General features: G+C 68.9%; 9 protein-coding genes and 1 pseudogene. 6 read left to right on the forward strand and 4 right to left on the reverse strand.

The genetic code is table 11. The features are described from left to right. Positions 1–196, reverse strand: a pseudogene (locus ACIPWY_RS38965) (hypothetical protein); the annotation flags it as partial. Positions 197–262: 66 nt separating this feature from the next. After that, positions 263–1,084: an IclR family transcriptional regulator gene (locus tag ACIPWY_RS38970; protein WP_362909498.1), complete on the reverse strand. Its 822-nt coding sequence runs from the start codon at positions 1,082–1,084 to the stop codon at positions 263–265. Positions 1,085–1,227: 143 nt separating this feature from the next. Here ACIPWY_RS38970 and ACIPWY_RS38975 point away from each other — a divergent pair, with 143 nt between their 5' ends. The 3 genes from ACIPWY_RS38975 to ACIPWY_RS38985 all read left to right on the forward strand — a co-directional run bounded on the left by ACIPWY_RS38975 (position 1,228) and on the right by ACIPWY_RS38985 (position 5,000). Then, the gene (locus ACIPWY_RS38975) at positions 1,228–2,175 is read left to right on the forward strand and encodes a 5-dehydro-4-deoxyglucarate dehydratase (protein WP_393705938.1); all 948 of its coding nucleotides are present in this window, start codon (positions 1,228–1,230) and stop codon (positions 2,173–2,175) included. Continuing rightward, a complete protein-coding gene (locus ACIPWY_RS38980) occupies positions 2,172–3,464 on the forward strand; it encodes a glucarate dehydratase family protein (RefSeq protein ID WP_362909502.1) in 1,293 nt (430 codons plus the stop codon). Before ACIPWY_RS38975 ends, ACIPWY_RS38980 begins: the two co-directional genes overlap by 4 nt. 141 nt (positions 3,465–3,605) lie before the next feature. Further along, on the forward strand, positions 3,606–5,000 hold the full coding sequence (locus ACIPWY_RS38985) for an MFS transporter (protein WP_393705939.1): 1,395 nt from the start codon (positions 3,606–3,608) through the stop codon (positions 4,998–5,000). Here ACIPWY_RS38985 and ACIPWY_RS38990 read toward each other — a convergent pair. Then, the gene (locus ACIPWY_RS38990; protein ID WP_393705940.1) at positions 4,888–5,883 is read right to left on the reverse strand and encodes a site-specific integrase; all 996 of its coding nucleotides are present in this window, start codon (positions 5,881–5,883) and stop codon (positions 4,888–4,890) included. The two genes, ACIPWY_RS38985 and ACIPWY_RS38990, sit on opposite strands and share 113 nt — an antisense overlap. A 318-nt stretch (positions 5,884–6,201) precedes the next feature. On the opposite strand from ACIPWY_RS38990, the gene ACIPWY_RS38995 reads away from it, so the two are divergent. The 3 genes from ACIPWY_RS38995 (at position 6,202) to ACIPWY_RS39005 (ending at position 9,601) form a co-directional block, all read left to right on the forward strand. Then, on the forward strand, positions 6,202–6,360 hold the full coding sequence (locus ACIPWY_RS38995) for a hypothetical protein (RefSeq protein ID WP_393705941.1): 159 nt from the start codon (positions 6,202–6,204) through the stop codon (positions 6,358–6,360). A gap of 63 nt (positions 6,361–6,423) precedes the next feature. Continuing rightward, on the forward strand, positions 6,424–7,566 hold the full coding sequence (locus ACIPWY_RS39000) for an acyltransferase family protein (protein WP_393705942.1): 1,143 nt from the start codon (positions 6,424–6,426) through the stop codon (positions 7,564–7,566). A 451-nt stretch (positions 7,567–8,017) separates the two neighbouring features. Then, a complete protein-coding gene (locus ACIPWY_RS39005) occupies positions 8,018–9,601 on the forward strand; it encodes a glycosyltransferase (RefSeq protein WP_401536949.1) in 1,584 nt (527 codons plus the stop codon). A 285-nt stretch (positions 9,602–9,886) separates the two neighbouring features. Here ACIPWY_RS39005 and ACIPWY_RS39010 read toward each other — a convergent pair whose 3' ends face one another. After that, on the reverse strand, positions 9,887–11,566 hold the full coding sequence (locus ACIPWY_RS39010; RefSeq protein ID WP_393705944.1) for a glycosyltransferase family 2 protein: 1,680 nt from the start codon (positions 11,564–11,566) through the stop codon (positions 9,887–9,889). Between the last annotated feature and the right edge of the window lie 15 nt (positions 11,567–11,581).

The following is an 11,581-nucleotide window of genomic DNA, read 5'->3' on the forward strand; positions in this document are numbered from 1 at the left end:
TGCTCCATGTGCGGCCGGCGGCGCCCGCCGCCTCACAGCGGTCGATCCCCGCCGGCTTGTTGAGGCTGAAGATGTCGCCGTGGCCGTCGTTCCAGATCGTCGTCGAGATCTGTCCGCCGTCGCAGGCGGTGTAGTCGAAGGCGCCGGCTCCGGAGGCGGGGTTCGCCGTCCAGAGGACAGCTGCGAGCACTGCCACCCGACGGCAGGATCGGGCCGGTACCAGACGTGAAGCCCGCCCGAGGGGCGTCCGTACGCGCGGGGCTCAGCGCCAGTCGACCCCGCCCGCGCCTGTGCCCTGCGCGAGTCTTGCCTCGATGTCCTCGCGCACCTTCTGCATCACGGTCACAATCCGCCTTTCGCGCGCCTCGGTGAGCCGCGCCACCGGCACCGAGCAGCTGATCGCGTCCTGCGGCGGCGCTTCGCCGTTCACGCGCAGAGCGAAGCCGAATCCGACGATGCCGGTGACGCCCTCCTCGCGGTCGATCGAGTAGCCGCGCGCCCGGACCTGCGCGAGGTCGGCGACGAGCGCGGCCAGTGTGGTGTGGGTGCGTGGGGTCAGTGCCTCGTACGGTGCGTCGGGCAGTGCCGCGTCCGGGTGTTCGGCCAGCAGCGCCTTGCCGAGTGCGCCTGCGTGGGCGGGGAGCCAGCGCCCCACGCGGCTGATGGTGCGCAGATACTCGTGCGACTCGCGGGTCGCCAGGTAGGCGATGTCCATGCCGTCGAGGCGGGCCAGATGGATGGTCTCGCCGAGTTGCTCGGAGGCATCGTCCAGGTACGGGCGCACCACGCGGACCACGGGGTCGGTGTCCAGATAGGTGGTGCCGGTGAGCAATGTGCGCAGGCCGATTCCGTAGAGCGAGCCGGTGGCGTCGGTGCGTACCCAGCCGCGTGCGATCAGGGTCTGCAGCAGCGCGTACATGGAGCTGCGGGGGACGCCCAACTCGGCGGCGAGTTCCTGCAGCCGGGCGGGCCGGTCGCCGCGGTCGGCGAGGAGTTCGAGCAGTTCGACCGTGCGAGCGGCCGACTTCACCTCCCGCACGCCGGACTCGGACGGCCGGACCACGGGCTCAACAGATTCGGACATGGGTCGATCGTACGTACCGTCCCGACCTGCGTGTCCCCGCCTGCACTTGATGCCGAAACGCCTGCTCGAACCCATTGACGGGGTGGTTTCCCGAGCCTACTGTCCATCCCCATGTGCGAACATCATCTACATACGGAGACGGCATGGTGACGCGGACCCCCCTCGCCGACACTGCGGCGCGGCTGCGCGCCGGCATGGCCCAGGCCGTGCTGTCGTTCCCGCTCACCAGCTTCCAGGCCGACGGATCGCTCGACCTCGACGGCTTTCGCAGCTATCTCGCCGGGCAACTGGAGACGAACCCCGGCGCGCTCTTTCCGGCCTGCGGCACGGGGGAGTTCAGCGCACTCGACGAGGACGAGTACGGCCAGGTCGTCGCGACCGCCGTGGAGGTGACGGCGGGCCGCGTCCCGGTCGTGGCCGGAACCGGCTACGGCTACGCCCAGGCGCTGCGTTTCGCCCGTATCGCCGAGGATGCCGGAGCCGACGCACTCCTCGTCCTGCCGCACTACCTCAACAAGGCCCCACAGGACGGGCTGGTCGAGCAACTCCGCCGGATCGCCGACCGCACCCGGCTGCCACTCATCGCCTACCAGCGCGACCACGTGACGTACGACGCCGAGACCGTGCGCCGGATCGCCGCGATCCCCGGCGTCATCGGCCTCAAGGACGGCCACAGCGACCTCGACCGGCTTCAGCGCGGCACCCTCGCCGCTCCCGACGGCTTCCTCTTCTTCAACGGCGCCCCGACAGCCGAGCTCCAGGCCCGCGCCTATGCGACGGTCGGCATCCCCGCCTACTCCTCGGCCGTCCATGCCTTCGCCCCGGAGATCGCCAACGCCTTCTTCCAGGCCCTGTCGGCAGGCGACGACAGCCGCGTCGACAAGCTGCTCGCCGACTTCTACGTGCCCTTCGTGGAGCTGCGCGACCGGCGGCCCGGGTATGCGGTGTCCCTGGTCAAGGCGGCGGCCCGGCTGCGCGGCCGCCCGGTCGGACCGGTCCGCGCGCCTCTCACCGACCCGACCCCCTCGGACCTCGCCGACCTCGAAACACTGCTCACCACCGGCCTGAACCTCGTTGGAGCCGCCCGATGAACGACCTGACGATCACCGACGTCCGGCTGACCCCGATCCTCGTCGCCGACCCGCCGCTGCTCAACGCCCAGGGGGTGCACCAGCCGTACACCCCCCGCCTGATCATCGAGGTCACCACCGCCGACGGGATCACCGGCCTCGGCGAGACCTACGGCGACACCAAGTACCTGGAGCTGGCCCGCCCGTATGCCGAGAAGCTGGTCGGCCGGTCGGTCGCGGACCTCAACGGCCTGTTCACCCTCGCGGACGAGGTCGCGGTGGCCGAGGAGCGGGTGACGAACCAGGTGGACGTGGGTGGCCTGCGAGGCGTTCAGACCGCCGACAAGCTGCGGCTGTCCGTCGTCTGCGGCTTCGAGGTCGCCTGCCTGGACGCACTCGGCAAGACGCAGGGCCTGCCGGTTCACGCCCTGCTCGGCGGCAAGGTGCGCGACGCCGTCGAGTACAGCGGCTACCTCTTCTACAAGTGGGGCGAGCACCCGAAGGGCGTCGCCTCCGAGGTGGACGACTGGGGCGAGGCCGTCGACCCGGCGGGCATCGTCGACCAGGCACGTAAGTTCACCGAGCGCTACGGCTTCCGCTCCTTCAAGCTCAAGGGCGGCGTATTCGCGCCCGAGCAGGAGATCGCGGCGATACGCGCCCTCGCCGAGGCGTTCCCCGGAAGCCCGCTGCGGCTCGATCCCAACGGCGCCTGGTCCGTCGAGACCTCCATCAAGGTCATCGAGGCTCTGCAGGACGTCCTGGAGTACATGGAGGACCCCACTCTCGGTACGCCCAACATGGCCGCCGTCGCCGCCCGTACCGACGTGCCGCTCGCCACCAACATGTGTGTGACGACTTTCGACGAGGTCAAGGAGGCGTTCACGCGCGACGCCGTCCAGGTCGTCCTGTCCGACCACCACTACTGGGGCGGCCTGCGCAACACCCGCGAACTCGCCGCCATATGCCGCACGTTCGGCGTCGGAGTGTCGATGCACTCCAATACCCACCTGGGCATCTCGCTCGCCGCGATGACACACGTGGCGTCCACGGTCCCGAACCTGCACCATGCTTGCGACTCGCACTACCCCTGGCAGTCCGAGGACGTGCTGAACGAACGGATCACCTTCACGGACGGCAAGGTGACCGTCTCCGACGCCCCGGGCCTCGGCGTCACCCTCGACCGTGACAGGCTCGCTGTCCTGCACCAGCGCTGGCTGGACGACGACGGCACGATGCGCGAGCGCGACGACGCGACCGCGATGCGGGTCGCCGACCCGGCCTGGGAAACCCCGGCCGTCCCCCGCTGGTGACACCCACTGCCTGACGGGAGCCGGGCGTTCGTTCCTCCCGGCCCCCGGCTCTGGTTGCGGGAGTTCTCCGCCGGGAGCCCCTTCCCGGCCCCGGCCGACTCCCGCCCCTGCCGTACCCCGCTTTCACGATCGGAGCCGCTCGTGTCCGCAATACCCCAGAGTGCCGTCAACGGCGCCGTGCCGCACCCCCCGGCCGTCGAGTCCGCCATCAAGAAAATCTTCAAGCGCGTCATACCGCTGTTCTTCATCATGTTCGTCGTGAACTACATGGACCGGGTCAACATCGGCTTCGCCAAGGACGAACTGAGCGCCGACACCGGTCTGTCGGCGGCCGCGTTCGGTGTCGGTGCGGGCATCTTCTTCATCGCTTACGCGATCTTCGAAGTGCCCTCCAACATCCTCATGGAGCGATTCGGCGCACGGATCTGGCTCACCCGGATCATGATCAGCTGGGGGGTCGTGGCCACCGCCATGGCGTTCGTGAACAGCGCCGAGATGTTCTACGTGCTGCGCTTCCTCCTCGGCGTCGCGGAAGCGGGCTTCTTCCCCGCGGTCATCTACTACTTCTCCCGCTGGCTCCCCGACTCCCACCGCGGCCGCGCCACCTCCATCTTCCTCATGGGCTCCGGTACGGCGACCGTCATCGTCGGCCCGATCTCCGGCGCGCTCATGGAGATGCACGGCCTCCTCGGTCACGCCGGCTGGCAGTGGATGTTCTTCATCGAGGGCCTCTTCTCGGTCGTTCTCGGCTTCGTCGTCTACCGCTTCCTGGACAACAGCATCGACAGCGCCGACTGGCTCACCGGCGAGGAGAAGCAGGGCCTCGCAGCCACGATCGACGCCGAACAGGCCGCCCGCGAAAGCAAGCGCGGCACCGCGACGGTCTCCCGCTGGAAGCTGCTCGCCGACCCCCAGATGCTGCTCTTCCTCTGGATCTACTTCGCGATCAACGTCGCCCTGTACGCGGTGACGTTCTGGCTCCCCTCGATCGTCGACGACATCGGCAACCTCTCCGAGTTCCAGGTCGGCCTCCTCACCTCCGTACCCTGGCTGTTCGCGATCGCCGCCGTCTGGGTCTCCGGCCGGATCTCTGACCGCATGGGCAAGCGCCGCCCCCTGCTGATCACGTTGCTGCTCATCGGCAGCCTCGGCACACTCCTCGCCGTCTACGTCTCGCCGTGGCTCGGCCTCGGCGCCCTCTGCGTCGCCGCGGTCGGCTTCAAGCCCGCTTCCCCCATCTTCTGGACCATTCCGCAGAACTACCTGGACGCCCGCGCCGCTGCCCCGGGCATCGCGCTCATCAACTCCATCGGCAACCTGGGCGGCTTCGTCGCCCCGACCGCCTTCGGCATCCTGGAGACCACGACGGGTTCCACCAAGGGGGGCCTGGTCGGCCTGACAGTGGTCGGAATCCTGGCCGCACTCAGCGTCCTTCTCGTACGAGGAGGCGGCAGGAACGACAGCGTAGGAGGCGGGACGGTGGACTCGGCAGCCGTCGCCTCGTCAGCGGCCGAAACAAAACCCGCTTCCGCCTGACAGAGGACTGGCCGCTGCATTGCCCGGAAGCCCGGCTCTCCGCCTGGCTGACGCTTCGGCAGTCCCGGGTGGGAACCCTCAGACTTCCGGGCGATGCCGCCTGGCGCGTCGCCGTCCGGACTCCCTGACGCGGGCTGTGGGGCGCTCGGGCACCTCCCTGTGGTGGTCGCAGCCGGTCCATGAGCCGATGCCAGCACAGCGTGCGGATGGCGCGTGTGAGGGTGGCGTCGAGGGTGCGGGCGGCGCGGGCTGCGGCTGGGCCGGTCACGTGGGTGTAGAGGTCGGCGGTCGTGCTGAGCTGGGTGTGCCGGAGCAGTTCGGAGACCAGGACCAGCGGGATGCCTGCGGTGATCACGAGGGTGGCGGTGCCGTGGCGTAGGTCTTTGAGGGCGATGGGCCGCAGGCCGGCGTTGTGGGCGGCTTCGCGGAAGTCGTTGAGGACCTGTTGTGGGCGTGGTGGGCTGCCGTCAGGTTGGGCGAAGACCAGGCCGGTGGTGCGCCCGATGGCTCGCTGCCGTCTGCCGTAGGGCGGCCAGGGCGCGGGAGGCGCGATCCAGCTGGCGCTGGCAACTGTCTTGGGTGCTCCCCACACGAGGCGGTTGTTGTCGATGGTGGTCAGGGAGCGGCGTACGAACAGGCGCCGTGTGGTGAAGTCGATAATCTCGAAGGCGAGTCCGAGAGCTTCGCCGCGGCGCAGCCCGTTGGTGACCAGCGCGGTGCACAGGTCGTAGAGGTACGGGGCGGTGCGCCGGGCGTGGGCGAGGAACGCGGCGGGCGCGCAGCTCGTGCCCGGCGTGCCGGCCGGCAGCCGCGGCTCACCCTCGGTACGGGCCGGGCTGATCGTCGGAAGCGCGCACGCGCCGCCCCGCCTCGTCCGTGCCACAGACCGGCACGGCCAGTTCGAGCCGCCGGTGATCCGTCTTGCGAGCCGCTGACCGGGGCCGTGGCCGACTGGACCGTGAGTGTGAGCTCGGTCGTGCAGTGTTGCCCACAAGGGGACCGACGCTTCTCACTCGGCTCTCACTGTCACCACGGCGTCGGCTTACCTCCGTTCGTCAGCGTAGTGACGGCCGCCGTCCCGCCGTTCCCGGCGCGCGGCGCCCTGTTCCGTCTGCAGCCCCCAGGGATCGGCCGCCGCGACCGCTTGCCCCCGAGCGGACTGGGTGAGCCGCATGCCGTAGAGGCTGCCTCGAAGGGAGACATGATCAGGCTGACGTCCATCACACGTGACCGTGACGAGTCCGACGACGCCCTCAGCAACCTGACAGATCTACTGCCGGAGGAGGACGATCCGGACGGGGACACGGACGACGATGCTGAGACGTCGCTCTTCGAGACGCTGCGGGCCTACTTCGAATAGGCATGGCGAAGAGCGCGGTGGTAACGAGCACGATGCAGTCGAGGAGAAGAGCACAGCTCGCGTATGAGTACAGCGGACGACCGCCATGCACCGCCCGCCCGCATCGCGCGGCGCCTCCACCGCTGTCTCGACCCACCGGAGTGTGTCTCTCCGGTCGGCCGCCGCCTGTTCGCGGTGGACGGGCTTCGCCTGGTCGCCGCCTTGCTGGTGGTCGCGTACCACTTCGTAGCCTCCGGCGCCGGGAGCACACGGGGCGCCTGGGAGATGCCCACCACCAAGGTGTTCCCGGCAGCGCACCACCTCGCGCAGTACGGCTACCTCGGCGTCGAGATCTTCTTCGCCGTCAGCGGGTTCGCGATCTGCTTGTCGGGGTGGGGGCGTACGATGCGCCAGTTTGCTGCCTCTCGCATCTCGCGTCTCTATCCGGCGTACTGGCTGGGCGTGTTGGTCACCACGGCCGTGCTCACCCTGTCTCCCACCGTCGAGAAGCCGAAGTCGCACCGGGCTGTACTGGTCAACCTGACCATGTTCGAAAGACCTCTGGGAGTTTCCGAGGTCAGCGGCGTGTACTGGACGCTGTGGTCGGAGATACGGTTTTACCTGCTGTTCGCAGTGGTGCTTATCTTCGGCGCCACATACCGGCGGGTGTTGTTGTTCTGCCTGGCGTGGGCGCTGCTGTCGATCCTGGCGGAGCTCTCTGGCTCCGCGTCGTGGGACGCGGTCTTCGAGCCGTCGTACAGCCAGCCGTTCATCATGGGCGTCTGTCTCTATCTCATCCATCGCTTCGGTTCGCGTGCCGAGACATGGGCAGTCTTCGGCTTCTCCTGGCTGGTCGAGGTCCACGAGCTGGCCCGCCGCTCCACGTGGACCTCCAACGCCCTGGGCTGGCACGTCTCCTGGCCCGGCTCGGTCGCGGTCTTCACCGTGCTGCTGACGCTGCTCGTGCTCTGCGTCGTCGGCCCGCTCGCCCGCCTCGACGTGCGCTGGCTCAGTACGGCGGGCGCCATGACGTACCCGCTGTACGTGCTCCATGACGAGATCGGGTACACCGCGATCCGGGCGTTCCGCCACGACGTTCCGCGGTGGCCGCTGCTGATCGCGCTGCTGGTGGTGTTGCTGATGCTGTCCCACGCGGTGGCCCGGTGGGTGGAGAAGCCGGTGGGCAGGCGGCTGCGCCGTTTTCTGGAGACCGCCCGCTGCCGCTGACCGCTCGCGCCCGCAACGGAGCCAGGACGGCCGGAATTCAACTGGGCCCGCGCCACGGACAGCACGCCGGCAGCTCGTTGCGCGGGCCGGTTCCGGCGCCTGCACGCCACGCGGTCGCGTTCCCACCGCGCTCTAGCTCGTTTCGCGTCCTCCTCTTACATCGCGAGGCAAGGCTTGGGCGAGTCCTGGCGAGTACCCGCGGACCGTCGGCGTATGACGTCGCCCTCTCCGGCCACGAGGTCTCGCATTCACTCGACCCCGGGGTCCGCATGAAGCTCGACTTCCAGCCGCGTCACGCCCTCGGCGCCAACGGCGCGATCAGCACCGACATCAGCCTCGCAGCTCTCCTGGCGATTTCATCGTGATGCGCGACAGCACAGCGCGTGGCGCCGAAATCCCGGTACGGAACCGGTCCGGCCGAGCCTGCACGACCACCGGGCACGTCAGTGTCGTGGTGATCGTCTATAACGACGCGGAGCACGTACCCGACGCGGTGCGTTCGGCGCTCGCTCAGGGAGAGATGGTGGCCGAGGTCATCGTCGTCGACGACGCGTCCGTCGACGGGACCCGGGACGCATTGCTCGTCTTCGCCGACGACGACCGGGTGCGGGTCCTGTCGAGGGAGCGCAACAGCGGTGGCTGTGGAACCCCGCGCAACGACGGCATGGCTACCGCACGTTCCGAATACGTGATGTTCCTCGACAGCGACGACACATTCCCGCCCGGCGCCGTCGAGGCACTGCTGGCGGCCGCGGACGCTCATGACGCCGATGTCGTGGCCGGCCAGTGCCTGCGCCGTGAGCTGCCCGACGGTCGGACCGCGGGGTGGCAGCCCCAACTCTTCGACCGGTCTGCCGGCGCTGAACTGCCGGGTCAGGTACTCGAAGGCATCGGACAGCAGCCCGGTCTCCTGTGGGACACCCTGTCGGTGAACAAGCTCTACCGCCGGGATTTTCTCGCCGAGCACAACGTCAGGTTTCCGAGTGGTGCCTTCCCCTACGAGGACTTCGTCTTCACCGCCCGGCTCTACGCCGCGGAGCCGCGGCTCGCGATCGTGGACACCCCGGTCTACGTCTGGCAGGTCCGCAGGCAGGCGTCGAGTCTGTCCATCTCTCTGCGCCGCGCGGTGATTTCCAACTGGGAGCACCGGGTGGCTGCCCACCGGCAGGCCGTGGAGGTTCTGCGGACAGCCGGACACCCGGATCTGGTCGCCGCCGCTCAAGGCAAGTTCCTCGACTACGACGTGGCCATGTACACAAGAGAACTGCCGCTGCGCACCAGGGAATATCAGGAGAACTGGTGGAGGGTGACGCGTGGATACCTCAGGACCTTCGGCGCCGCCGGCTACGCCGCCGCACGCGTGCCCTCCCAGTGGCTAGGCCGTGTTCTGGAGGCACTGCCCGAGCCCGCGGAGACCGGCCGCCTGGTGGAGCTGGCGGCCCGGCCGCCGCGCCTGGTGCCGCCGTACTGCACCGACGGCTCCGCGCCCGTGTTCGGGCCGGGCCCGGCGTCCGTTCGCTTGGAAGGTTTCGACGAACTGGCCCCCCGCGAACTGCCGATAGCGATCGATGGGCGGGTGACGATAGGTCGGGTCACCCGGCTCACCCTGCGGGTGCATGACCTGTACGGCAGGCTTGCCGCTCTCGCCCCGCAGTCCGTAAGCGTCGTCTTCCGGGAACGGTCCGGGACACGTGCCGATCGCGGCACTGAGGTTCCGCTGGTCCCGGCCGAAGAGGGCTGGGCCGCGGAGGTACGGCTGCGCACCAGTGAACTGACCGGTCCGGCGGACCTGATGGCCTGGGGCATCACGGCCGAAGTACGGTGTGCCGGGGGAGAGGCCGTGCAGGCCGAGGTGCGCGCAGCGGGGGCCGAGCAGGCATGCCGCCGGGCCGTCGTACGCCTGGGACGCCCACTGTTCGTGCAGGCACACGTGACGCCTGGATCGGCCCTCAGAGTACGTGTGGTGGACAGTGCCCGTGGGCTGGGCCGTATCACCAGGGGGCGAGCCCGCAGGCTCCTCCGGCGGTTCCGGTAGCTCACGCGGTACGCGGCGCCGGCGCAGGGCCACGGAAGAACAAGTTCCCGCTTGCAACCAGCCCTGGTGGCGAGGTCCTGCTCCGGGGCCGCGACTCCTTGGACGTCGTACGACGCCCCCGGCCTCTCGCATGTAGCGGAGCTCGGGGGCGTCGCCGAGGGGGCACGGGAGGCCGCTGTCCCAGCGGCGCCGACCGCCTCACACGGGTTCGACGGCGGGAAGCCGCACGTCATCACCGTGCCTGGGTCTGCTGATGGTGATCACATTCGGAAACAGACCGGCTTCCTACTTCACCAGACCACGGATCACACCGCGCGCTTGGCGCAGGCCGGGACCCGCGACTTTGCGCAGCGTGGGCAGGTGCGGTTCCGCCTTCGCCAGCAGTCCCGCGCGCTCCCATGTGATCTTGAGACGACCGCCGCCGTGGCCCTCGGGCTCGACGGTGACGTGGTGTTCGGCCATGCCGCGGCGGTGGGTGACCTTCTTGTTCAGCCGGGGAAAGTTCAGCGGGGCGAGCAGCACGCCGGTGTTCTGCTGACGGTGCCGGGAGATGGTGAGCACCGGATGGCGCACCCCGGAGAAGCCTTGCAGCGGAAACGAGACTGCACCGAGATCGATGGTGACGGTGCCCTCGAAGAGCCCCGGGTGGACCGGGTCGAGCCTGAAGGAGGTGCTGAGTCGTTTTCTTGCGGGCGCGAGGTGGATCGTCGCCATGACCGAGCCCATCGGCAACTGGTTTCCCGGGTCGTAGGTGCGCACATCCAGGGTGATGCGGGAGCCGGACGCCGGCGTGACCCGGGTGATCTCGTGTCGCAGCAGGGCGTTGCGGAACGGCCGGCTACGCGGCGCCAGATCGGTGATCTCCAGCTCGCGGGCGGAATCCGGGTCGGCAGGGATCGTCGAACCCCAGTAGACGCGCCCTGTGGCGTCCTCCGTGACTTCACGCGGTCCGGCCGCCCTGTCCATGCCGCGCGCCGCCAGCTGCGCCTCCTCGTACCGCCCTTCGCGCACCAGCTGGATGACGACCCGCTGGTCTCGCGGCAGGCGTTGGAACGCCTCGGGGGCGAGGGTGTCGAGGTACGGGGAGACTTCATCGCTGAACTGCTTGATCCAGTCGTGCGTGCGGTACGGCAGGTCGCCGGTGTACATCCGCAGGTCGTGCCTGAGGAACTTGAAGTCCTTGTCGGTCTTGATCTCCTGGTGACCGCTGTCGACCAGGAAGCAGTCGATGAGCTTCGCGACATCGACCCGGTCGCGGACATTCTCGATGCGGTGGCGCTGGTTGGAGATGGACAGCGCGTCAGCGGCCTCGAACGGTGATATGTACCAGCGGTAGACCGGGTCCGGGACGATGGTGAAGGCGCGGGCGAGGCAGTAGGCCTGCGCCGAGAACAGCTGGTCCTCGTAATGGATGCCGAGCGGGAATCGCAGCGTGTGCCGGTCGATGAACTCACGGCGGTACATCTTGTTGGTCGACAGGTGCTCAAACAGCACGCTGGGCTCGCGCCGGATGCCACGCACCGTGCGTTTGCGCTCGAACAGGTGCGGGTGCCAGTAGGAAAGAGTCCCGGTGTCGGTGCGGACCCGCTCGACGGCACCCATCGCGAAGTCAACCTCACTGTCGGCGCGCAGCGCCTCCAGCAGGATCTCGCAGGCCCGCTCGGGGAGTGTGTCGTCGCTGTCGAGGAACATCAGGTACGGCGCCCTGGCGATCTCCATCGCCGCGTTGCGCGGGGCGCTGCAACCACCGCTGTTCTCCGGCAGGCGGTGGTAGATGATGCGGTCGTCCTGAGCCGCCAATGCCCGTGCCACTTCAGGGGTGTTGTCAGCGGAATGGTCGTCACTGATGATGATCTCGATGTTGCGCAGGCTCTGGCGGCGCAATGACTCCACCGCGCGCGGCAGTCGCTCGGCGTCGTTGTACCCGATCACTGTGACGGTGACGTCGGGGGCCGCCTTGGCCATGGATCCTCCGGTAGG

It is taken from the genome of Streptomyces sp. NPDC090032, assembly GCF_044748025.1.
Taxonomy (GTDB): domain Bacteria; phylum Actinomycetota; class Actinomycetes; order Streptomycetales; family Streptomycetaceae; genus Streptomyces.